Source organism: Celeribacter sp. (assembly GCF_048270365.1).
GTDB lineage: Bacteria > Pseudomonadota > Alphaproteobacteria > Rhodobacterales > Rhodobacteraceae > Celeribacter.
In genome coordinates, this window is record NZ_JBLWTA010000002.1 from 323,240 (window position 1) to 343,809 (window position 20,570).

The 20,570-nt window shown below is 58.6% G+C and carries 22 protein-coding genes; 11 read left to right on the plus strand and 11 right to left on the minus strand.

Translation table 11 applies throughout. From position 1 onward, the window contains the following. Nucleotides 1–104: 104 nt before the first annotated feature. The gene (gene trxB, locus ACN0X0_RS04265) at nucleotides 105–1,049 is read left to right on the plus strand and encodes a thioredoxin-disulfide reductase (protein WP_226549020.1); all 945 of its coding nucleotides are present in this window, start codon (nucleotides 105–107) and stop codon (nucleotides 1,047–1,049) included. Nucleotides 1,050–1,269: 220 nt separating this feature from the next. Next, nucleotides 1,270–2,982 (plus strand): bifunctional sulfate adenylyltransferase/adenylylsulfate kinase, encoded by a 1,713-nt coding sequence (locus tag ACN0X0_RS04270; protein WP_417278146.1) that lies wholly within the window; start codon nucleotides 1,270–1,272, stop codon nucleotides 2,980–2,982. A gap of 82 nt (nucleotides 2,983–3,064) precedes the next feature. Here ACN0X0_RS04270 and ACN0X0_RS04275 read toward each other — a convergent pair whose 3' ends face one another. The 4 genes from ACN0X0_RS04275 to ACN0X0_RS04290 all read right to left on the minus strand — a co-directional run bounded on the left by ACN0X0_RS04275 (nucleotide 3,065) and on the right by ACN0X0_RS04290 (nucleotide 5,491). Next, the gene (locus ACN0X0_RS04275) at nucleotides 3,065–3,574 is read right to left on the minus strand and encodes a cytochrome b (protein ID WP_417278147.1); all 510 of its coding nucleotides are present in this window, start codon (nucleotides 3,572–3,574) and stop codon (nucleotides 3,065–3,067) included. A gap of 176 nt (nucleotides 3,575–3,750) precedes the next feature. Continuing rightward, nucleotides 3,751–4,623: a glycosyltransferase family 2 protein gene (locus tag ACN0X0_RS04280; RefSeq protein WP_417278148.1), complete on the minus strand. Its 873-nt coding sequence runs from the start codon at nucleotides 4,621–4,623 to the stop codon at nucleotides 3,751–3,753. A gap of 211 nt (nucleotides 4,624–4,834) precedes the next feature. Next, nucleotides 4,835–5,074, minus strand: coding sequence for a DUF1150 family protein (locus tag ACN0X0_RS04285; protein ID WP_417262583.1), 240 nt, complete (start codon nucleotides 5,072–5,074; stop codon nucleotides 4,835–4,837). 3 nt (nucleotides 5,075–5,077) lie between these two features. After that, on the minus strand, nucleotides 5,078–5,491 hold the full coding sequence (locus tag ACN0X0_RS04290; RefSeq protein WP_417278149.1) for an Hsp20 family protein: 414 nt from the start codon (nucleotides 5,489–5,491) through the stop codon (nucleotides 5,078–5,080). Nucleotides 5,492–5,731: 240 nt separating this feature from the next. Between ACN0X0_RS04290 and ACN0X0_RS04295 the strand changes: the two genes are divergently transcribed. The 3 genes from ACN0X0_RS04295 (at nucleotide 5,732) to ACN0X0_RS04305 (ending at nucleotide 7,598) form a co-directional block, all read left to right on the plus strand. After that, a complete protein-coding gene (locus ACN0X0_RS04295) occupies nucleotides 5,732–5,950 on the plus strand; it encodes a YdcH family protein (RefSeq protein ID WP_167599728.1) in 219 nt (72 codons plus the stop codon). Nucleotides 5,951–6,028: 78 nt separating this feature from the next. Then, nucleotides 6,029–6,514 carry a 5-(carboxyamino)imidazole ribonucleotide mutase gene (purE, locus tag ACN0X0_RS04300; protein ID WP_417278150.1) on the plus strand — a complete coding sequence of 162 codons (486 nt, stop codon included), beginning with the start codon at nucleotides 6,029–6,031 and terminating at the stop codon, nucleotides 6,512–6,514. Nucleotides 6,515–6,518: 4 nt separating this feature from the next. After that, complete coding sequence (locus ACN0X0_RS04305) at nucleotides 6,519–7,598, plus strand: 5-(carboxyamino)imidazole ribonucleotide synthase (protein WP_417278151.1); 1,080 nt, start codon at nucleotides 6,519–6,521, stop codon at nucleotides 7,596–7,598. A 5-nt stretch (nucleotides 7,599–7,603) separates the two neighbouring features. On the opposite strand, the gene ACN0X0_RS04310 is transcribed toward ACN0X0_RS04305, so the two are convergent. From ACN0X0_RS04310 to ACN0X0_RS04335, 6 genes are all read right to left on the minus strand, one after another. After that, nucleotides 7,604–8,170, minus strand: a complete 567-nt coding sequence (locus ACN0X0_RS04310; RefSeq protein WP_417278152.1) for a GNAT family N-acetyltransferase — start codon at nucleotides 8,168–8,170, stop codon at nucleotides 7,604–7,606. A gap of 171 nt (nucleotides 8,171–8,341) precedes the next feature. Continuing rightward, nucleotides 8,342–8,854 carry a GNAT family N-acetyltransferase gene (locus ACN0X0_RS04315; protein ID WP_417262578.1) on the minus strand — a complete coding sequence of 171 codons (513 nt, stop codon included), beginning with the start codon at nucleotides 8,852–8,854 and terminating at the stop codon, nucleotides 8,342–8,344. A gap of 238 nt (nucleotides 8,855–9,092) precedes the next feature. After that, nucleotides 9,093–10,736 carry a chaperonin GroEL gene (groL, locus tag ACN0X0_RS04320; protein ID WP_417262577.1) on the minus strand — a complete coding sequence of 548 codons (1,644 nt, stop codon included), beginning with the start codon at nucleotides 10,734–10,736 and terminating at the stop codon, nucleotides 9,093–9,095. Between the two features lie 47 nt (nucleotides 10,737–10,783). Continuing rightward, entirely contained in the window at nucleotides 10,784–11,071 is a 288-nt protein-coding gene (gene groES / locus ACN0X0_RS04325) for a co-chaperone GroES (RefSeq protein WP_417278153.1), read from the minus strand. Between the two features lie 168 nt (nucleotides 11,072–11,239). After that, nucleotides 11,240–12,142, minus strand: coding sequence for a hypothetical protein (locus tag ACN0X0_RS04330; RefSeq protein ID WP_417278154.1), 903 nt, complete (start codon nucleotides 12,140–12,142; stop codon nucleotides 11,240–11,242). Then, a complete protein-coding gene (locus ACN0X0_RS04335; RefSeq protein ID WP_417278155.1) occupies nucleotides 12,130–12,789 on the minus strand; it encodes a DUF2161 domain-containing phosphodiesterase in 660 nt (219 codons plus the stop codon). The genes ACN0X0_RS04330 and ACN0X0_RS04335 overlap by 13 nt, the downstream gene beginning before the upstream one ends. 106 nt (nucleotides 12,790–12,895) lie before the next feature. Here ACN0X0_RS04335 and ACN0X0_RS04340 point away from each other — a divergent pair, with 106 nt between their 5' ends. The 4 genes from ACN0X0_RS04340 (at nucleotide 12,896) to ACN0X0_RS04355 (ending at nucleotide 15,526) form a co-directional block, all read left to right on the plus strand. Next, nucleotides 12,896–13,816, plus strand: a complete 921-nt coding sequence (locus ACN0X0_RS04340) for a manganese-dependent inorganic pyrophosphatase (RefSeq protein ID WP_417278156.1) — start codon at nucleotides 12,896–12,898, stop codon at nucleotides 13,814–13,816. A 73-nt stretch (nucleotides 13,817–13,889) separates the two neighbouring features. Beyond that, a complete protein-coding gene (locus tag ACN0X0_RS04345; protein ID WP_417278157.1) occupies nucleotides 13,890–14,621 on the plus strand; it encodes a hypothetical protein in 732 nt (243 codons plus the stop codon). Nucleotides 14,622–14,688: 67 nt separating this feature from the next. Further along, nucleotides 14,689–15,057 carry a hypothetical protein gene (locus tag ACN0X0_RS04350; protein WP_417278158.1) on the plus strand — a complete coding sequence of 123 codons (369 nt, stop codon included), beginning with the start codon at nucleotides 14,689–14,691 and terminating at the stop codon, nucleotides 15,055–15,057. Next, nucleotides 15,050–15,526: a GNAT family N-acetyltransferase gene (locus ACN0X0_RS04355; RefSeq protein WP_417278159.1), complete on the plus strand. Its 477-nt coding sequence runs from the start codon at nucleotides 15,050–15,052 to the stop codon at nucleotides 15,524–15,526. Before ACN0X0_RS04350 ends, ACN0X0_RS04355 begins: the two co-directional genes overlap by 8 nt. Nucleotides 15,527–15,598: 72 nt before the next feature. Here the strand turns inward: ACN0X0_RS04355 and ACN0X0_RS04360 are convergent, their stop codons facing one another. Further along, entirely contained in the window at nucleotides 15,599–17,794 is a 2,196-nt protein-coding gene (locus tag ACN0X0_RS04360; RefSeq protein WP_417278160.1) for a primosomal protein N', read from the minus strand. Between the two features lie 114 nt (nucleotides 17,795–17,908). Between ACN0X0_RS04360 and fsa the strand changes: the two genes are divergently transcribed. Together fsa and ACN0X0_RS04370 are read left to right on the plus strand one after the other, a co-directional pair. Continuing rightward, nucleotides 17,909–18,562 carry a fructose-6-phosphate aldolase gene (gene fsa / locus ACN0X0_RS04365; RefSeq protein WP_226548981.1) on the plus strand — a complete coding sequence of 218 codons (654 nt, stop codon included), beginning with the start codon at nucleotides 17,909–17,911 and terminating at the stop codon, nucleotides 18,560–18,562. Nucleotides 18,563–18,720: 158 nt separating this feature from the next. Further along, complete coding sequence (locus ACN0X0_RS04370; protein ID WP_417278161.1) at nucleotides 18,721–20,514, plus strand: glycosyltransferase family 2 protein; 1,794 nt, start codon at nucleotides 18,721–18,723, stop codon at nucleotides 20,512–20,514. Nucleotides 20,515–20,570: the final 56 nt, after the last annotated feature.

Sequence of the window (20,570 nt, forward strand, 5' to 3'; positions counted from 1 at the left end):
CATTTTTTCACCACCGCTGTGCGGCACAGGGGGGTTTGATAAGCGCGAGCCGCGTGTCTATATCGGTGCCGACATAAAAGACAACATGAAAAGGGTCCCGGATCATGGCGGACACGAAACACACCAAAGTTCTGATCATCGGCTCAGGTCCTGCGGGCTACACGGCGGGCGTCTATGCGGCGCGCGCGATGCTGTCTCCGATCCTCGTGCAGGGCATGGAGCCGGGCGGGCAATTGACCACCACGACCGAGGTCGAAAACTTTCCGGGCTTCACCGAGGTGCAGGGCCCCGAGTTGATGGTGAAGATGGAAGAGCACGCCCGCGCGATGGGCACCGAGATCATCTCTGACCTGATCGTCGAGTTGGACACCGACAGCCGTCCCTTTGTGGCCAAAGGCGACAGCGGCACGATCTACACGGCCGATGCGGTGATCCTTGCCACGGGTGCGCGGGCGAAATGGCTGAACCTGCCGACCGAGGAAGCCTTCAAGGGCTATGGCGTGTCGGCCTGTGCGACCTGTGACGGGTTCTTCTATCGCAACATGGAGATCGTTGTGGTCGGCGGTGGCAACACGGCGGTCGAAGAAGCTTTGTTCCTGACCAACTTTGCCTCGAAAGTGACGCTGATCCACCGCCGCGACGAGCTGCGGGCTGAGAAGATCCTGATCGACCGTCTGATGAAGAACGAGAAAATCCACCCGCTCTGGGACAGCGAGTTGGTCGAGGTCTACGGCGACGAGGCGCCGCTGAAGGGCGTGAACGGCGTGAAGGTGAAAAACGTCAAGACCGGCGAGATCACCGATATTGCCGCCAAAGGCGTGTTCATCGCCATCGGCCATGCGCCGGCGACCGAGTTGGTGAAAGACAAGGTGGAGATGCACCACGGCGGCTACGTCAAGGTCAATCCCGGCACCACCGAGACCTCCATTCCCGGCATTTTCGCCGCGGGCGATCTGACGGATCACAAATATCGTCAGGCGGTGACCTCGGCGGGCATGGGCTGTATGGCAGCTTTGGATGCGGAACATTGGCTGGCGGCTCAAGAATAAGCCCATATGGCGAAACAAAGGACCGGTTTCGTCGCGATTGGACGAACAGAGTTCCTGATACCGATCAAAAGTGAGGCCCACGGGCCTCATTTTTGTTTCGTCAGCGCCACCAGTGTTGAATTGGCCCGTGAAAAAAGGCTACTCCGGCGTAAGTGCGATGCCGCCTTGCAGCATCGTGATTACACCGTTGAACCGTTCCAGCCACAAAAAGGCGATTTGCATGGCCGAAAATCTAGCCCCGATCCCCGAGCTTTACGTCTCCTACGAAAGCGCCCAGAAACTCAAGGTCGAGGCGGCGGACCTCGTGAGCTGGGACCTCTCCCCGCGTCAGATTTGCGATCTTGAATTGCTGATGAACGGTGGGTTCAACCCGCTCAAAGGCTTCCTGTCCGAGGCCGATTACAATGGCGTCGTGAATGAGATGCGCCTCGCCGACGGCTCGCTCTGGCCGATGCCGATCACGCTCGATGTCTCCGAAGACTTCGCCGCCTCCCTCAAAGAGGGCCAGGACATCGCACTGCGCGACCAAGAGGGCGTGATCCTCGCCACCATGACCGTCACCGACAATTGGGTGCCGAACAAAGCGCTCGAAGCCGAAAAAGTATTTGGCGCCGATGACGACAAGCACCCGGCGGTCAACTACCTGCACAACACGGCGGGCAAAGTGTACCTCGGCGGTCCGATCACCGGCATCCAACAGCCGGTGCACTACGATTTCCGCGCCCGTCGCGACACGCCCAATGAGCTGCGCGCCTATTTCCGCAAACTCGGCTGGCGCCGCGTTGTGGCCTTCCAGACCCGCAACCCGCTGCACCGTGCGCACCAGGAACTGACCTTCCGCGCCGCGAAAGAAGCTCAGGCCAACCTCTTGATCCATCCGGTCGTCGGCATGACCAAACCGGGCGATGTGGACCACTTCACCCGCGTGCGCTGCTACGAGGCCGTGCTCGACAAATACCCGCAGTCCACGACCACCATGTCGCTCCTGCCGCTCGCCATGCGGATGGCGGGCCCGCGTGAGGCCGTGTGGCACGGTCTGATCCGTAAAAACTACGGCTGCTCCCACTTCATCGTTGGCCGCGACCACGCTGGTCCGGGGTCCAATTCCAAGGGCGAAGATTTCTACGGCCCCTATGATGCGCAGGATCTCTTCCGCAAGCACCAAGACGAAATGGGCATCGAAATGGTGGACTTCAAACACATGGTTTGGGTTCAGGAACGGGCGCAATACGAAGCCATCGATGAGATCGAGGACAAGGATAAAATCACCATCCTCAACATCTCCGGCACCGAGCTGCGCCGTCGTCTGGCCGAAGGTCTTGAGATCCCCGAATGGTTCTCTTTCCCCGAGGTGGTGAAAGAGCTGCGCAAGACCAAGCCGCCGCGTTCGAAACAGGGTTTCACCGTGTTCTTCACCGGTTTCTCCGGCTCCGGCAAATCCACCATCGCGAACGCTTTGATGGTCAAGCTGATGGAGATGGGCGGGCGTCCGGTGACGCTTCTGGATGGCGACATCGTGCGCAAAAACCTGTCCTCCGAGCTGGGCTTTTCGAAAGAGCACCGCGATCTCAACATCCGCCGCATCGGTTACGTGGCCTCCGAGATCACGAAAAACGGCGGCATCGCCATCTGTGCGCCGATCGCGCCCTATGCGACCACCCGCCGTGCGGTGCGTGAAGATGTCGAAAGCTTTGGCGCCTTTGTCGAGGTGCACGTCGCCACCTCCATCGAGGAATGCGAAAAGCGGGATCGCAAAGGGCTTTATAAGCTCGCGCGCGAAGGCAAGATCAAGGAATTCACCGGCATCTCCGACCCTTACGATGTGCCGGAAAGCCCGGAACTGCGGATCGAGACCGAGAACACCGAAGTGGACAACTGTGCCCATCAGGTCATTCTCAAACTCGAAAGCATGGGCCTGATCGCTGCGCACTAACGCGCGCATCATCCAGACATAAAGAAAGCCCCGACACGGTCGGGGCTTTCTCGTTCTGGCGCCCGGCTTTCCGTTCCGGCTTTCAGTGCGGCGCCATACGTTTCAAGAGTTGATCCTTGAGAATGAAGTGGTGAAACAGAGCCGCCGCGACATGGGCGATGATCAGGAAAAGCGTGAGGTTCACCAGAACCTCGTGAATGTCGCCCGCCTCGTGGAGCCCCAGGAACCAAGCCGCGCCCCCCGCCGCAGGCGTCGCGATCATCGCGGCATAGAGCAGCCAATGCACCCCATGTGCGGCCTTTTCCATCAGCGGATGCGGCGCGGGCGGCAATGCGGGCGCGCCCTGGATCAACCGCACCACAAGGCGCAGGAGCATCAGCACCAGCGTCGCAACACCGACGATGACGTGCAGCTCGGCCGTGAGACTGTCGTTCGCCCCGGTCTGAAGGAATGTCCGCAGCGCCCGGCCCATGCCATCGGAGACCACATAATTAAAGGCAAAGGTCAGCACCACCGCCCAGTGCAGGAGCTTTTGCAGCCCGCTGTAGGATCGGGAAATTTTCACCGCAGGTTTCACCGGAGTGTTCATCATCGCTCGCTTTCTGGCTGTATGGCTCGTGGGCGTCCGGTCAGGCCTCATGCCATACTCCGGTCGTCGCGGGATCAATACGAGATAGCTAGACCCGGACATGGCGCAGCGCAAATGCGTTTCAGGCCGAAAACACCGATCTATAACCTGAGTTTAGCCCTCAACAGAGGCCAAACGGCTTAACCGTTCCAGCGTCGCGGTGCGCTCAGGTCGCGGTCGAACCGTGTCGCCGGATCGTCCCCGCCCCATATTCCATATTCGCGTCGGAAATATTCGATACAAGCCGTGTCCGCTTCCGCGCGCCCATGCCCTTGGTAGACGAAATCGGCAAGCGCCTCTGCCCCCACATTGTGCTCGTGCCGCAGGGGCTCGGCGCTGCGCCAGATGCCGTGACCGTTTTTGGTAAAATGCCCCGACAACCAAGGGTCGTCCACCGTCCAGAGAATCTCAGGGATGTCATACATGTCCGGCGTGAAAAAAGACGGGCGCGCCAGAATGCCGCCATAGCCCTCTGCCAAGTCCATGTAACCCGGCGTGCCTATAAATTCCTGTTTCTTGCGCAGCCCCGTGCTCAATCGCCAAAGCCGGTAGCGCCAGTCTTTCGGACGGCGCATCGCACGCGGCTGAAACCTGCGCGAGAACGCATAACAGGGGTTCACCAACCGCTCATTGAGATTGTAGCCCATGTTGGCGATCACATCGTTCGGATGGGCTTCTGCAGCTTTGCCGAGCTTATAGAGCAAATGCGGCTCATATCGATGATCGTCGTCGCAAAAGAACAACAAGACATCCTGCCCCGCATAGGCCTGTGCCGCGGGGAAGATTTTCGTTGCAGGCCCATAGTCGAAATCATGCAGATAAAGCGTCACCCAATCGGGCAAATCCGGCAAATCGGTTGCCGGGTCAAACTCGAAACGCCGATATGTCTTTGGTAGATCGAGGCGAATTTCACGAATATTCACACGTTTCTGGGCCTTCAGCGACAAAAACGTCGGCATCAAATCCGAGAACCGCGGTGGAATGGTCGTCAGCGAGACAACAAAATCTTTCATGGCGCTTTCCGAGGCACAGTTTCCCTCCCTCGATAAGCCGATGCCCTCGCTCTATCAAGAACGAGGGCATCTCTTTAAAGCGTTTTTCGTTTCATCTGAATTAGATTGAGCGAAAAACGTTGCCACACTGAATTGATATTGCTGCGTTTCTCAAAATTGAGTGCCTCAAGTTTATTGAGAAACGCTTTAACGTATTTGCTACGGCTTTACGTCAGTGCACGTTCACCGGCGCGAAATCATGTTCGCGGGCAATTGCAAAAGCCAAAGGCAGGTTGGCGACGAGAGCCAACCGCGTGCCCTCCGCGTCATTGACGGAATAGATATGGTCGAGCCCCTCGACCTGATCCTGCACCTCTTCGGGCAGGTCAGAGACGGCGACGGGGCGCACATAGGCGATTTTGACCTCGTGGGTCTCTTCTCCAAACGGCAAATTCGGATAGCGCGTGTTCATGTCTTATCCTTTCCTGATCTGGATGGTTTGCACGACGGATTCCGGTTCCGCGCGGGTCAATTCGATGTGCAACAACCCGTTTTCCATCGACGCGCCGCTCACTTCGACCCCGTCAGCCAGCACGAAAGAGCGCTGAAACTGGCGCCCGGCGATGCCACGGTGAAGAAAGACGCGCTCGCCCGTCTCCTCCGGCATCCGCCCACGCACGACCAGTTGACGGTCTTCGAGCGTGATCGCCAGATCGCCTTCGGAAAACCCCGCGACGGCCAGCGTGATGCGGTATTCGTTCGCCGCGGATTGTTCAATATTATAGGGCGGATAGCCCCCGGCGTCAGTCTTCGCCGTGCGCTCCACCAGACGCTCCAACTGATCGAACCCCAGAAGGAAAGGATGGGCGCCAAAACTCACTTTCGTCATCTACACGTCCTTTTCGAAGCGACTGTGTTGTGTCTTACGGGTCCCGAACCCGGCAACCCTTCCTCTATGATATGGGCAACAGACCCTCATGGTTCAAGTGCCCTTACGTTCGCGCCAAACGAGAGCGTTCAGAACGCTTTGAGTTTTTAAACTTTGCGGCTAAGCTCAGGGCACCTGCCGGGCCGCGCGAATGCGCCTGAGTCTGTCAGGGCCATTGCAAACAATGACAGAGACAACGCGATGAACGTGTCCAACCGTATGGATCATCTGGATGTGCTTCGGGTCAAACTCGAAATGCTCAAACGCGAACACCGCGATCTCGATGCGGCCATTGATGCGATGCAGGAAACCGGGCACCTCGATGCCCTGCGGCTTCAGCGCATGAAAAAGCAAAAGCTGGCACTCAAGGACCGGATCGCCCTGCTCGAAGATCAAATCACCCCCGACATCATTGCGTAAAGCCACGCCTAAACGTTGCGTCACGCCGCGCATCGGCTATAAGGCGGGAAAGCGACACTTTCCCGGGAGATCAGCCATATGAGCGTCGAAGTCGGCATCATCATGGGCAGCCAGTCGGATTGGCCCACCATGAAACGCGCAGCGGAGATTCTGGACGAATTGGGCGTGGCTTACGAGACGAAAATCGTCTCCGCCCACCGCACGCCGGATCGTCTTTGGTCCTATGGCAAAGAGGCCGTCGGACGGGGCCTCAAGGTGATCATCGCGGGCGCCGGTGGTGCTGCACATTTGCCGGGCATGATGGCGTCCAAGACCCGCGTGCCGGTGATCGGCGTGCCGGTGCAGACCCGTGCACTTTCGGGCGTCGACAGCCTCTATTCGATCCTTCAGATGCCGAAAGGCTTCCCGGTCGCCACCATGGCCATCGGTGAGGCAGGGGCCGCAAACGCGGGCCTGATGGCCGCAGGCATTCTGGCGATCAATGACCCGGCACTGGCCGAACGCCTCGATGCCTGGCGCGAGGCCCTCTCCGCCTCTATCCCTGACGAACCGATTGATGAGTGACGCCATGACCGACGTACAGACCCTCGCCCCCAATGCAACCATCGGCATCCTCGGCGGCGGTCAGCTTGGACGGATGCTCTCGGTGGCGGCCTCCCGCCTTGGGTTCAAGACCTGCATCTTCGAGCCGGGCGGCGATTGCCCCGCCTCTCATGTCGCCAACTATCATTTTCAAGCCAGCTACGAGGACGCAGAAGCGCTGAAAAAATTCGCCGCCTCCGTCGATGTGGTGACCTATGAGTTCGAAAACGTGCCGACCTCGGCGCTTGATCTCATCGAATCCCTCGTGCCGATCCGCCCGAACCGCAAAGCGTTGGCCGTGTCGCAGGACCGTCTGATCGAGAAGAACTTCCTCTCCGAGCTGGGCCTGCAAGTGGCGCCTTTTGCCGCTGTGGACGACGATGTCGATCTCGCTGAGGCTTTGTCGGAGATCGGCGCGCCCGCGATCCTCAAGACCCGTCGTTTTGGCTATGACGGCAAGGGCCAGGCCCGGATCATGGCGCCTGCTGAGGCCGATCAGGCGCTTGCCGATATGGCCGGCGCACCCGCCATTCTCGAAGGCTTTGTCGATTTCTCACATGAGGTCTCGGTGATTGCCGCGCGCGGTCAGGCAGGGGATATTTCCTGTTTCGATCCGGGTGAAAACGTGCACAAATCTGGCATTTTGCACACCACGACGGTCCCTGCCCGCCTGACGCCCGCGCAACGCACCGATGCAGTGCTTCTGGCGGCCAAGATCCTGAATGCGCTGGATTATGTCGGCGTCATGGGTGTCGAGCTGTTTGTCACGCCCGCTGGCTTGGTCGTCAATGAGATCGCGCCACGCGTGCACAATTCCGGCCATTGGACCCAGAACGGCTGTGTCATCGACCAGTTCGAGCAACACATCCGCGCTGTCGCAGGCTGGCCCTTGGGCGATGGCAAACGGCATTCCAATGTCGAGATGCTGAACCTGATCGGCGACGATGTCGACCGCATCCCGGAGTTCGCCAAAGACGGCTCCGTGGCGATCCATCTTTACGGCAAGGCAGAGATCAAAACGGGCCGCAAGATGGGCCATGTGAACAAGATCACAGGTGCCGCCTAACCCACCTATGAGGCCTTTGCGGCCTGCCCCACAGCATCAGGATAGACAACGCGTCGCAACTCTTGCGGCGCGTTTTCCTCAAGATAGGCGATTTGCGTTCTCTCCCGCCCGAACGGCAGAATGATGTTTTCTCCAGCAATGGGGGCAAAGCCCAGAGGGGTGTAAAACGCCAGATCGCCAACAACGACGACAGCCTGTGCCCCGTGCTCGCGCGCAAATTCAAGCGACTTGCGGATCATGTAGGCATCGGCATCCTTTTGACGCCAGGCCGATGACACAGCAACGATCGCGAGGTTCCACCAGTTGTCCGGCGATTTCAATTTTGAAAAGGCAAGATAGCCGAAAAGATCGTCCCCTTTGCAGGCCACGCATTCCAACGCCATATCTTGATCCAGGCGCAGCTGCTGCACCATGTGAAACATGCCCGAGCCTTGGAAATATCCATCCAGCAGGACAGACACAGCAAGATCGTCCCCCGGCTCAAAATGTCTAATTCTCATACTCAATTCACATAAATACCTCCGGTCCCGAACAATCGGGACGCGGAGCAACTCCAACACCGTTTCCGACATGCAAACGCGCCAAGTCACCGCCGCATGTCACCCTACCGATATTTGAATATGAAAATGCTTATGAAACCCTCAATGCTGACGTAAGGGAAAGTTGAGAAAACACAACTTTAGCGCGCTAAAAATGGGTGAACATACACGCAAGATACGTTTTATGCCCCAATACCGCGCGCATCATCCGCTGATCGTGTTAACAAATTTGCCATATGCAGTGGGATAGATAAGCTCATTGCGACTCATTCCCGTGCCCGGCGCAATCGGATAGAGCGAGGTGTGTTCCTTGAGAAAAGGCGTCTCAAGATTGCTCGCCGCCAGTTTGGAAAAGCCCACGCGGGAAAAATATTTCGGGTCTCCGACGACGACCACGGCCTTTGCACCCTCGCGTCGTGCGTGCTCCATACCGCGCACCACCAATTCCCGGCCCATACCGCGTTTGTGATAGATCGGCGAGACAGCGAGAATGGACAGGGCCCACCAGTCCTGAGGCAGGGTCATGCGCGCGCAGCAAATGTAGCCAAGGATCGTATCGTTTTCATAGGCGACCCGCTCCATCGCGACGGCATCCTCATCGCGCAGGCACTGCGCCAAACGGTACATGTCCGAGTTGCCAAATGTCGTGTCCAAAAGCACGGACACCGCAATATCATCGTCAGCGGAAAGGGCGCGTAGGTGCATTTCATCACTCATCAACATGCTTTTCAAAAACTGTGCAGATGCAGAAAAACGATAGCAAGACACAAATGCGTCTTTTTTGCACATCCTTGTAAAATAGAGGCTTACGGTCTTTTTTTGGGCGAAATACTCCGTTCGCGTCTCGGTTTCCAATCTTTCATATGAATTTCCGGCGCAGAACCAAAAAAGAGCCGCCTTTTCAGGCGACCCTTAAAATCAAACCAGGTGACTGATCACATCTCTTCCGAGATGATTACATCATGCCGCCCATGCCACCCATGCCGCCCATGTCGGGCATGCCAGCGCCAGCGCCGTCTTTCGACGGTTTCTCGGCAACCATGGCTTCGGTGGTGATCAGCAGGCCCGCGATGGAGGCTGCGTCTTCCAGAGCGGTGCGGGTCACTTTGGCCGGGTCGATCACGCCGAATTTGAACATGTCGCCATATTCTTCGGTTTGAGCGTTGAAGCCAAAGGCCAGATCGGAAGATTCACGGACTTTACCGGCCACGACAGCGCCGTCGACACCAGCGTTTTCAGCGATCTGACGCAGCGGAGCTTCGATCGCGCGGCGCACGATGGCGATACCGGCGTCTTGATCCGCGTTGTCGCCTTTGAGGCCTTCGAGGCCTTTGCCAGCCTGAACGAGGGCCACACCGCCGCCCACAACGATGCCTTCTTGCACCGCAGCGCGGGTTGCGTTGAGAGCATCGTCCACACGGTCTTTGCGCTCTTTCACTTCCACTTCGGTCATGCCGCCAACGCGGATGACAGCCACGCCGCCTGCGAGTTTGGCAACGCGCTCTTGGAGCTTCTCGCGGTCGTAGTCAGAGGTGGTTTCTTCGATCTGGGTGCGGATCTGAGCCACGCGTGCTTCGATCTCTGCCTTCTCGCCAGCGCCGTCGACGATGGTGGTTTCGTCTTTGGAGATGGTGATTTTCTTGGCGGAGCCGAGCATGTCCATGGTGACGTTTTCAAGCTTCATGCCGAGATCTTCGGAGATCACCTGACCGCCGGTGAGGATCGCGATGTCTTGCAGCATGGCTTTACGGCGATCGCCGAAGCCCGGTGCTTTGACAGCTGCGATTTTCAGGCCGCCGCGCAGTTTGTTGACCACGAGGGTCGCCAGCGCTTCGCCTTCCACGTCTTCCGCGATGATGAGGAGCGGTTTTTGGGACTGGATGACCTGCTCGAGGAGCGGCACCATCGGCTGAAGCGAGGAAAGTTTTTTCTCGTGCAGAAGCACGATGCAGTCTTCCAGCTCGGCAATCATTTTGTCCGGGTTGGTCACGAAGTACGGCGACAGGTAGCCACGGTCGAACTGCATGCCTTCGACCACGGTGGTCTCGGTTTCCATGCCTTTGTTCTCTTCGACGGTGATCACGCCGTCGTTGCCGACTTTCTGCATCGCGTCTGCGATTTGCTGACCGATTTCGGCTTCGCCGTTGGCAGAAATCGTGCCGACTTGGGCGACTTCAGCGGAATCGTTTACCGGACGGGCAGCCGCTTTGATCGCTTCGACGACTTTGAGGGTCGCGAGGTCGATACCGCGCTTCAGGTCCATCGGGTTCAGACCAGCAGCAACCTGCTTGAGGCCTTCTTTGATGATGGCTTGGGCCAGAACGGTGGCGGTGGTGGTGCCGTCGCCAGCTTCGTCGTTGGTGCGGGAAGCAACTTCCTTCACCATCTGCGCGCCCATGTTTTCGAACTTGTCTTCAAGCTCGATCTCTTTGGCGACAGACACACCGTCTTTGGTGATGCGCGGGGCGCCAAAGGATTTGTCGAGAACCACGTTGCGGCCTTTGGGGCCGAGGGTCACTTTCACTGCATCGGCGAGGACGTTCACGCCTTTGAGCATGCGGTTGCGTGCGTCGACGTCAAACTTGACTTCTTTAGCCATTGTTCACTCCGTAAATTAGGTTGATGTGGGTCGGTCTCAGGCGTCGCTTAGGCGATGATGCCGAGGATGTCCGACTCTTTCATGATGAGAAGCTCTTTGCCGTCCACGGTGATTTCCGTGCCGGACCATTTGCCAAAGAGGACGATGTCGCCTTCTTTGACGGAGGGCGCGATCAGCTCGCCGCTGTCTTTGCGAGCGCCTTCGCCCACGGCAACGACTTTGCCTTCAGCGGGCTTTTCTTTTGCGCTATCGGGGATGATGAGACCACCGGCGGTCTTTGCTTCGCTCTCAACACGTTCGACCACAACGCGGTCGTGCAGCGGTTTGAATGCCATCTTCGAGGCTCCTTCGCTCAAAGTTTCCAGTTCATCCACCCTCTGCGAGGGCGGGGGTAAATCAATAGTTAGCACTCACCTCAGGAGAGTGACAACGACGCATAGTTAGGAAGGAGGCGGGAGTGAGTCAACAGGGGAGAGGGGGAAAATTGTGGTGAGCGTTCAACTCTACCGATCACAGAAAATAGCTATTTTAGCCAAGCGCTCTTTTTGACCAATCCAATCACAAAAAGTCGGCTTAGTTTTTTCCGAATGTAAATTCCATCCATTGCCGGAAAGCCATATTGAGGTCATTTTTAAGCCGGACATTTCCCCAATACTTAGTAATAGCACTTTATCGGTGATGAGCACTTGATCATTTGCTTGCATATCAAATCCAACGGAAACAGAAAATGAATTGAGACTATGGACTAGGAGATAGTTCTCGCCACGATATTCAACAGTGTAAAACCGCCGTTTACTTTGCGCTGACATACCGCCCACTAATGACCCGACGACAAACGGGAAAATTAGAAAGACTAGAGTGAGAACAACGGCTTTCCCCGCCACACCATCGCTCAATGCAGCAAAGGCGGAAGCATTTGCGGTCTTTTTATTTATTGCTTCTCGTTCAAAGAGAACTTCCTCAATTTGCTCCCCCCTTATAGCCCGAACTGCAATCTCACCGAGTTCGAACAAAACAAATAAAGCGCCGAGAATGAGGCTCAACGCAACAAAATTTGTAAACCCGTCAGATCTCCATTGCGCGAAAGCGTGACCTATAAATGGTAACGACAACCAGAATACAGTGCGCAATCGGAACACGTTCTTAAACAACTTCGCAGGGAGCGACAAAAAGATCAAAGCGAACAGACCAATTAGCAACATCAAAGTGCCAAATTGCAGAAGGAACTTGATTTCAAATCCCACAAACTGCGCGTCTAGCCCAAATTTTGCCAAGTAAGAAATTTGTGCAGCGTACTGGAAAACATAACCCGCAATAGTTGCGCCGAAGACTAAGAGCGCTTCACGCCCATAGATCGGCAAATCTCTTTCCTTAGTTCGTTCCTTTTCATAATTCATTTCAGACATTTAAAATCCTCATCCTGAAGTTTTCTCGCTGAATACACCCCCACCTCAACCTTCTCAAACCACCCATAATGATTGTCCCGCATCATCCGGGTGGCGTGTTTGACGCCTGTGGCCTTCGCCACCTCAGCCCCCTTGGACGGCCCATGCTCCAACAAATACGCCCGGCATTTCTCCGCGTCCTGACGGTAGGCGGTCACGCGGCCACCGGCTTTTGAGCCGCCTAGATTGGGGTCCCCTTCCCGCCGTGCAAATTCGGCCAAGAGCTTTTCCGTCTTCGCCTTATTCTTACGCGGCGTGAACGGGCGCGGCTCAAAGTGCACCTGCACCGAACTCTCCGCCACATTCACAGAAATCACCCCAAGCCCCAGCCGTTTGCAAAGGCCCAGATTGCCCTTGAACATCCGCCAGCCCGCTTTTCCCTTCCACCGCGGCACGGCGAGGTAGACGTGATCGCTCAGCGCTTGCCGCGCGGTGCCTTGTTGCAAAAGCTGGAGGGTAAAGCCGGTTTTCAGCTCGATGATGACCGGCACACCGTCTTTGACTGCCACCACATCCGCATCCCGCACCTCCGCTTTCACGACATAGCCCAACGCCTCGAAATGCGCTTTGACGGGGGGATAGAGATCGGTTTCGCGAAGTGTTGCCATGACCGAAGTGATACAGCCAACCTGTGAGCGCTCGCAAGGCGTGACAAGCCGTGCCGCACTGCCTATAAGGCCCGCAAAACGACCATTCACGAAGGACAGCCCCCTTATGACCACGCTTGTTTTCGGCCACAAATCCCCCGACACCGATTCCACCGGCTCGCCCATCATCTGGGCGTGGTATCTCAATGAGGTGAAAGGCGTTGACGCCAAAGCCGTCTTGCTCGGCGAGCCGAACACCGAGGCCGCTTTCGTCATCGAGAAGTGGGGTTTCGACAAACCGGAGATCATCTCCGAGGTCGCAGAGGGCCAGGACGTCGTCATCGTCGACACCAACAACCCGGCCGAGCTTCCGGCTGCGATCAACGACGCCAATGTGACCGCGATCATCGACCACCACAAACTCGTGGGCGGTCTGGAGACCAAAGGTCCGATCGACATCACCATCCGTCCGCTCGCCTGCACCGCGACCATCATGTACGACCTGATGGGCGACGACGCCGACAAGATGCCCGACAACATCAAAGGCGCGATGCTGTCCTGCATCCTCTCCGACACGCTGGAATTCCGCTCGCCGACCACCACCGACGTGGACAAGGCACTGGCCGAAAAACTGGCCTCTGAGCTGAACATCAACCTCGGCCAATACGCCTCTGAGATGTTCGAAGCCAAATCCGATGTGGCCGCCTTCTCGGATGCCGAGTTGATCCGCATGGACTCCAAGGAATACACCGTCGGCTCCACCGACCTGCGTGTCTCGGTTCTGGAAACCACCGCGCCGAAGATGATCCTCGACCGCAAGGACAGCCTGATGGCCTCCATGCCCGCCGTGGCCTCAGAGGACGGCGCTCATGAAGTGCTGCTCTTCGTTGTCGACATTCTCAACGAGGAAGCCACGCTTCTGGTGCCCAACGACACCGTGAAAGCCATCGCCGAAGCTTCCTTTGGCTGCACCGTCGAGGGCGACACCGTGGTCCTGCCGGGCATCATGTCCCGCAAAAAACAGATCATCCCGAACCTCAAAGTCTGATCGACTTTTCAGGATTTATGAGCTTTCTAAAGGGGGTGCGGTCCGTCCGCACCCTTTTTTGTTTGGTTGTGTCATGTCGTTAAAATCCCGCCCGCTCCCCATAAAATTCCTCTGGGCCATCACACTCCTTTACGTGCTCGCCACCTTCGGAGCCGCGCCGATCCGTTGGGGAAATCTGATCGAGAATTTCTGGAGTACCGCAAGTGACGGGACCGCAAGCGCTCTGTTCCTCGCGATGTTTACTGGCCTTGCCCTTGCGCCTCTCTTCGCGCCGCTTGCGCTCCTTTTGCCGACGCCGCCCGTCGCCCTTCGCACTCTGATCTCGCTCCTCTGGCTGCCCAGCCTCCTGATCCTCATCATGTCAGGCCCCGGCACCACGCACATCTTTCTCTACATTTTCGTCACATGGGCCGCGCTCATCGGCCTTTGGGGACACAGATCCATCGGAGGCAAAGCCCTTCTCATCGCGGTCACGCTGATCTCTCTATGGTCGCTTTTCGCCATGACCCGCGCCGTCACGCAAATCAGTACCCTGACCAATGGCACCCCCTATTGCGTCGCCCGCTCAGGCGAGCCGATCACCTCCCTCGCGGAGCTGCGCGGGCTTGCGTTCTACACCGACGAAACCGGGTTCAAATCCACGTCATTCTGGACCTTCCACGGCGTCCTCCTCACGGAGACGCAGGAATGGAACTGGTCCGCAAAACGCCTGCGCTTCGAGGCGATCCCGGAGCCGGTTTTCCCCGAAACGCGCCGCCCGGATTGTCCGCTTGAACCACATTTCCTGCACAAACATCTTTTCTGAGCGCCCCCAAACCTTGCGCGCCACGGCAGATCAGGGTTCAAAGGCCAGACCCATTTCGGAGATGCCCATGTCCAACACCCTGCTGTTTCGCCTCAGCGCCTATCTCTTCTTCGCGCTCTGTGCGGGGCTTCTTTTGGCCCCCGGCCTCTTCGGAACGATCTTTGGCCTTGATCCTTCGACAGGCGCCGAGGTCATGGCCCGCCGCTCCGGGCTTCTCTTCGCGCCTTTGGGCCTGCTCTATCTGCAACTGGCCGACATGGATCACCCAAAGGTCCAACGCGTGTTGCTCTCCTCCGGGGTCGTCTTTTTGATCACCATCGCGATGCTGGGCCTCACCGAATGGGCCTTGGGCCGGGTGGGCCCCGGCATTTTGGTGGCCGTGATCACCGAGGTCGTCTTTGCCGCCCTCTACCTGAAAGCCCTCCGCCATGCTTAAAACCCCCGACTTTATGCGCGATATGAAACGCGGCGAGGAACCCGCCGTCGCGGACCTCCTGACCGCCGCGTTCGGCCAAAAGAATGAGGCGCAGCTGGTCGAGACCCTGCGCAAATCACGCGCCATCGCGGGCGAAATGGTCCTGCCCATGGCGGGCGAGGTGATCGGCTACGCGGCGCTTTCCAAAATGACCGCGCCCAAGGGCTGGCTCTGCCTCGCCCCTGTCGCGATCCGCCCCGACCTGCAGTCGCGCGGCTACGGGCGTCGTCTCGTGGGAATGATCACTCAATGGGCGGAACTCTCCGGCCAAACCCTCGTCGTCTTGGGCGATCCGGCGTTCTATTCCCGCTGCGGCTTCAAGCCCATCCCAGAGGGTTTCACCTCCCCCTACCCGCTTGATCACACGCTGACCGCAGGTCCGGCCAAGTCCAAAACCAAAGAGCTGATCTACCCCAAAGCCTTCGGATAGACCGCCTTCTTTTGTCCTAAAATATCCCGGGGTGAATTGCGCATCGCGCAAGAGGGGCAGCACCCCTTTCCCTCACCAAAAGCTCTGCGGATCAATGTCGATCTGAAGCCTGACGTTATTGGGCAGCTTCACCTGCCCGACCCAAGCGGCCAATGCCGCCTGGATCGGCGCGCTTTTCTCGGCCTTGACCAGAAAACGGATGCGATGCCGCCCGCGCACACGGGCAATCGGCGCGGGCGCGGGACCGAAAAGCTGAGCATTGATGCGCTGCAATGGCCCCGCAATGCGAGAGAGATGATTGGCCACGTCGGTCACCACCGCCAGATCCGGCCCCGACAGGATGATCCCCGCCATACGGCCATAGGGCGGCACGCCCGCCATTTTGCGCTCGGCGGCCTCGGCGCGCCAAAAGCCTTCCTCGTCGCCCGACAGGATCGCGCGAATGACAGGATGCTCGGGCTGATAGGTCTGCAACAGCGCGACGCCCTTTTTCTCAGACCGGCCCGCGCGGCCCGCGACCTGACGCATGAGCTGAAAGGTCCGCTCAGCGGCGCGCAGGTCCGAGCCTTGCAGGCCCAGATCGGCGTCGATCACGCCGACCAGAGTGAGGTTCGGGAAGTTATGCCCTTTCGCCACCAATTGCGTGCCGACGATGATGTCGGTGTCGCCCTCGGCAATCCGCTCGATCTGTTCCTTCAGCGCGCGCGCAGAGGCAAAGAGGTCCGAAGACAGCACTGCACATTTCGCGTCTGGGAAACGCTCGGCGACCTCTTCGGCCAGACGCTCGACGCCGGGGCCGACGGGGGCCAGACGCCCCTCGACGCCACAGGAGGGACAGGCCTCTGGCATCGGTTTGGTCTCGCCGCATTGGTGGCACATCAGGCGTTTGAGGAACCGGTGTTCGACCATGCGCGCGTCACAATGATCGCAGGCGATCTGATGTCCGCAGGCGCGGCAAATCGTGACCGGGGCAAAACCGCGACGATTGAGGAACAGGAGCGATTGCTCGCCCCGCTCCATCCGTTTTTTCACCGCGCCCACCAAAGTGTCGGAAATAAACCGCGTCGAGGGCAGCTTTTCCCCCCGCATATCGAGCGCATGCATGTCGGGCATCACGGCGGGGCCATAGCGGCTTTCCAAATCGAGACGTTTATACTTGCCCGCTTCGACATTGGCCCAGGTTTCCAAGGACGGCGTGGCGGAGGCCAGAACGACCGTCGCAGAACACAGAGACGCGCGCAGCACGGCCATATCGCGGGCGTTGTAATGCACCCCGTCCTCTTGTTTGTAAGAGCCGTCGTGTTCCTCATCGACCACGATCAACCCGAGGTTTTGAAACGGCAGATAGAGCGCAGAGCGCGCACCGATCACCACCTGCGCGCCGCCTTCTCCGACCATTTTCCAGACGCGCCGACGTTCGGTCATCGTGACACCCGAATGCCATTCGGCAGGCCGCGCGCCGAAACGTTCCTCAAACCGGGTGAGGAAAGCCGACGTCAACGCGATCTCGGGCAGAAGCACAAGCGCCTGCCGCCCCTGTTTGAGACATTGCGCGACAGCTTCGAGGTAGACTTCGGTCTTGCCCGATCCTGTGACGCCCTTCAAAAGCGTGGTGGAATAGCGCTCGGCGGCGACATCTTCGCGGAGTGCGCTTGCGGCGGCCTCCTGCGCTTCGGTCAGCTCTTTGCCGGGCGCACTGGCGTCCAGACGCCGGTAAGGCAGATCGCGGGGCGTGTCCTCTTCGATCACCGCGCCAGAGGGCAACATCCCTTTGACGACAGAGGCCGTAACCCCCGCCGTGTCGGCCAGTTCCTTGAGCGTAAACGACAGCCCGCCATATTCGTCCAAGGTCTCCAAAACCTTTGTGCGCGCGTCCGTTTCGCGCGGCGGGCGGCCCGTGCCCCGGCGATAGACCTTGCGCATCCCCGGCGGGTTCATCAGACCCGGCGCGCGGGTCGCAAGGCGCAGCATGGCGGGCATCGGCGTGAGCGTATAGGCCGCGACACGCTCCAGAAACTGCCGCATCTCCTCGCGCATCGGCGCGAGGTCCAGCACCGTCGAGATCGAGCGCGCCTTTGAGAGATCAAAGCCGCCGATTCCCTCGCCCCAGACACAGCCCAGAACCTTGCGCGGGCCCAGAGGCACCTCGACAAAAGCGCCCATGGCGACACCGCCCTCGGGCGCCTTGTAATCCAGCGTCCGGTCGAGCGGTTCACAGGTCAAAACGGCAACCAGATGGCCTTGGGGGTAAAATTCAGCGTCACGCATGAAGATGTGATAGGGGTTTTGCGCGGGTCAGACCAGAGCCGTTTCAAAGCCCCTTTTTATCAAGGCCACATTGGACTATGTAACCGCTAACAGTCAGGCGAAAGGAGACGCCCCATGAAATTCTTTGTTGATACCGCCGATGTGGATGCCATCCGCGAGTTGAACGATCTTGGCTTTGTCGACGGGGTCACCACCAACCCGTCGCTGATCAAGAAATCCGGTCGCGACATTCTCGAAGTGACGAAAGAGATTTGCGACATCGTCGATGGTCCGGTCTCCGCAGAAGTTGTGGCACTCGACTATGACGCCATGGTCGCCGAAGGCCGCAAGCTGGCGCAGATCGCAGACAACGTCGTGATCAAACTGCCGCTGACGCTCGATGGTCTCAAAGCCTGTAAAACGCTGGCTTCCGAGGGTCACAAGATCAACGTGACACTGTGTTTCTCCGCGAACCAGGCGCTTTTGGCCGCCAAAGCTGGCGCGACCTTCATTTCGCCGTTCATCGGGCGTCTGGACGACATCAACCTCGACGGGCTTGAACTGATCGAAGACATCCGCACGATCTACGACAACTACGGCTATGAGACCGAAATTCTCGCCGCCTCGATCCGCACCGTGAACCACATTTCGGATTGCGCGAAAATCGGTGCCGATGTGATCACAGCGCCTGCCAATGTGATCAAGGCGATGGCGAACCATGTGCTGACCGACAAAGGTCTGGCGCAATTCGTGAAAGACGCCGAAGAAGCTGGCATCAAGATCGTTTGATCTGACACGAAAAGCCCCTCTGAGACATGATGAGACGCCTCCATGCCACATGGGGGCGTTTTTTCTATTTTTAAACTATCACCCTGATACCCCTTTCAAAACCCGGATTCCCGCGCCAAGATGTGCGGGATTTTAAGACAAAAGTGAGCGGCAAGCGTATGAGCGACACGGAACAGAAGTTTGAGCTGGGGGGCCTGATCGTCCCGAATGACCCCGCGCTGATTTCTCCGAAAATCGCGCGTCGGCTCAGCCGCCAAAACTACGCCAAGGCGAAACTCGCGCATTTGGACAAGGTCCTGCGCCCCGGCGCGCGGCTTTTGGAGCTGGGCACGGAGATCGGCGTCGTGGCCGCCATTGCCGCCAAGACGAAAGGCGTCGAACGTGTCGCCGCCGTCGAGGTCAACCCGGCCTATGAGGACTATATCACCGCGCTTTGGGCCCAAAACGGGGTCGAGAATGCCACGCTTTACATCGGGATCCCGGTGGAGCGCTCGGGCGTGAAAAAGGCCGAGTTCTACCTGCGTGACCCGCTCTGGGACAGCTCGCTCGCCCCGGATGCGGACACGCCCGGCGAGACCGTCAAGCTTGACAATCTACCGCTGCCGAAGCTGATCGAGGAGGTGGACCCGACGGTGATCCTCTGCACGCTTCAGGGCCTGGAACTGCCTTTGTTCGACGCGGCCGATCTGAGTCGGGTGGATCATCTGATCATCGAGGTGACGCCCGCGGTTTACGGCCAGGACGCGTTGCGCGAGTTCGTCGATATGCTGGGCACCAAAGGATTTATGCCCGCCCCCGACACCGAGGACGGCAAGCGGATGATCTGTTTCGAGCGGGTGAAACTGCCGGGTCAGGTGCCCGAGGGCGCGATGATGCCGCGCAGGCGATTCCGTGCAGCGGCGGAGCAAACCCCACCGCGCGTTTTGGTGCCGACCTGTATGAAAAACGAAGGGCCGTTCATTTTGGAATGGCTCGCCTGGCATCGGGTCGTGGGCGTCACGGATTTCCTGATTTTCACCAACGACTGCACCGACGGCACCGATCAGCTTTTGGACCGGCTCGACGATATGGGTCTGGTGCATCACCTGCCCAACCCGGCGCTGGGTCAGGAAGCCACGAATTTCCAGCCCGTGATGCTTCGCTACCTGCCCTACACCCGCGAATTCCGCGAGGCGGATTACGTGATTTCGATGGATGTAGACGAGTTCATCAACATCCGCGCGGGCGACGGGCGGTTTGCCGATCTGCTGGAGGCGGCGGGCGACTTTGACGTGCTGTCGATGTCTGAGATCAACCATGGCTCGAACGATCGGCTGCGTTATGAGCGCGGCTGGCTGACCGAACAATTCCCCGGCCATCAAAACCCCGGCCCCGGCGAGAAGAAAGCCCATCGTGGCGTCAAAAGCATCACCAAGATGAGCCCGCGCGTAACCGCCGTGCGCAACCACCGCCCGGACCTGTCGGAAGGGTTCGGCACGGTGCGCTGGCTCGATGGATCGGGGCGGATGCGGCGCGAGTTTTTGGACGATCCGGAGGCCAATGGCTTTGATTGCCGTGGGGCTTACGATCTGGTGTCCTTGGACCATTTCCCGCTGCGCTCGCTCGAATCCTTTTTGGTGAAAATGCATCGCGGTGATGTGGTGGTGGCCAATAAAATGGCCTCGAACCGCTATTGGCGCACCCGCAACCACCATGATTTCACCACCAGCGACCTGAGCCACCTGCGCGCCGCCGCCAAGGCCGAATATGAGCGCCTGTTGCAAGATAAAGCGCTGGCCGCGCTGCATGACGCCGCCTGCGCCGCCCATGAGGCGCGAATTTCTGCCCTCGAAGGTGAGCCGGAATTCGAAGACCGCAAGCGTTGGATTTTCAACGAGGCCTGGCACAGCGAGGTGCCCGAAGCCTACCGTGACGCCGTTGTCGCGACAGAGGATGAGACGCAAGAGGCTTGAAACGGGCCTCCCCTGCGGTCATAGTTGCCTCAACGACCGGAAAACCGGCGGATCGA

Excerpts from the sequence above, each read along its gene's own strand:
- ACN0X0_RS04275 (WP_417278147.1), bottom strand. The coding sequence starts at position 3,574 with ATGATGAACACTCCGGTGAAACCTGCGGTGAAAATTTCCCGATCCTAC.
- trxB (WP_226549020.1), top strand. The coding sequence starts at position 105 with ATGGCGGACACGAAACACACCAAAGTTCTGATCATCGGCTCAGGTCCT.
- ACN0X0_RS04330 (WP_417278154.1), bottom strand. The coding sequence starts at position 12,142 with ATGTCTGAAATGAATTATGAAAAGGAACGAACTAAGGAAAGAGATTTG.
- ACN0X0_RS04355 (WP_417278159.1), top strand. The coding sequence starts at position 15,050 with ATGCTTAAAACCCCCGACTTTATGCGCGATATGAAACGCGGCGAGGAA.
- ACN0X0_RS04315 (WP_417262578.1), bottom strand. The coding sequence starts at position 8,854 with ATGAGTGATGAAATGCACCTACGCGCCCTTTCCGCTGACGATGATATT.
- groES (WP_417278153.1), bottom strand. The coding sequence starts at position 11,071 with ATGGCATTCAAACCGCTGCACGACCGCGTTGTGGTCGAACGTGTTGAG.
- purE (WP_417278150.1), top strand. The coding sequence starts at position 6,029 with ATGAGCGTCGAAGTCGGCATCATCATGGGCAGCCAGTCGGATTGGCCC.
- ACN0X0_RS04340 (WP_417278156.1), top strand. The coding sequence starts at position 12,896 with ATGACCACGCTTGTTTTCGGCCACAAATCCCCCGACACCGATTCCACC.
- ACN0X0_RS04360 (WP_417278160.1), bottom strand. The coding sequence starts at position 17,794 with ATGCGTGACGCTGAATTTTACCCCCAAGGCCATCTGGTTGCCGTTTTG.
- ACN0X0_RS04305 (WP_417278151.1), top strand. The coding sequence starts at position 6,519 with ATGACCGACGTACAGACCCTCGCCCCCAATGCAACCATCGGCATCCTC.
- ACN0X0_RS04370 (WP_417278161.1), top strand. The coding sequence starts at position 18,721 with ATGAGCGACACGGAACAGAAGTTTGAGCTGGGGGGCCTGATCGTCCCG.
- fsa (WP_226548981.1), top strand. The coding sequence starts at position 17,909 with ATGAAATTCTTTGTTGATACCGCCGATGTGGATGCCATCCGCGAGTTG.
- ACN0X0_RS04285 (WP_417262583.1), bottom strand. The coding sequence starts at position 5,074 with ATGAACACGCGCTATCCGAATTTGCCGTTTGGAGAAGAGACCCACGAG.
- ACN0X0_RS04335 (WP_417278155.1), bottom strand. The coding sequence starts at position 12,789 with ATGGCAACACTTCGCGAAACCGATCTCTATCCCCCCGTCAAAGCGCAT.
- ACN0X0_RS04295 (WP_167599728.1), top strand. The coding sequence starts at position 5,732 with ATGAACGTGTCCAACCGTATGGATCATCTGGATGTGCTTCGGGTCAAA.
- ACN0X0_RS04350 (WP_417278158.1), top strand. The coding sequence starts at position 14,689 with ATGTCCAACACCCTGCTGTTTCGCCTCAGCGCCTATCTCTTCTTCGCG.
- ACN0X0_RS04280 (WP_417278148.1), bottom strand. The coding sequence starts at position 4,623 with ATGAAAGATTTTGTTGTCTCGCTGACGACCATTCCACCGCGGTTCTCG.
- ACN0X0_RS04290 (WP_417278149.1), bottom strand. The coding sequence starts at position 5,491 with ATGACGAAAGTGAGTTTTGGCGCCCATCCTTTCCTTCTGGGGTTCGAT.
- ACN0X0_RS04310 (WP_417278152.1), bottom strand. The coding sequence starts at position 8,170 with ATGTCGGAAACGGTGTTGGAGTTGCTCCGCGTCCCGATTGTTCGGGAC.
- groL (WP_417262577.1), bottom strand. The coding sequence starts at position 10,736 with ATGGCTAAAGAAGTCAAGTTTGACGTCGACGCACGCAACCGCATGCTC.
- ACN0X0_RS04270 (WP_417278146.1), top strand. The coding sequence starts at position 1,270 with ATGGCCGAAAATCTAGCCCCGATCCCCGAGCTTTACGTCTCCTACGAA.
- ACN0X0_RS04345 (WP_417278157.1), top strand. The coding sequence starts at position 13,890 with ATGTCGTTAAAATCCCGCCCGCTCCCCATAAAATTCCTCTGGGCCATC.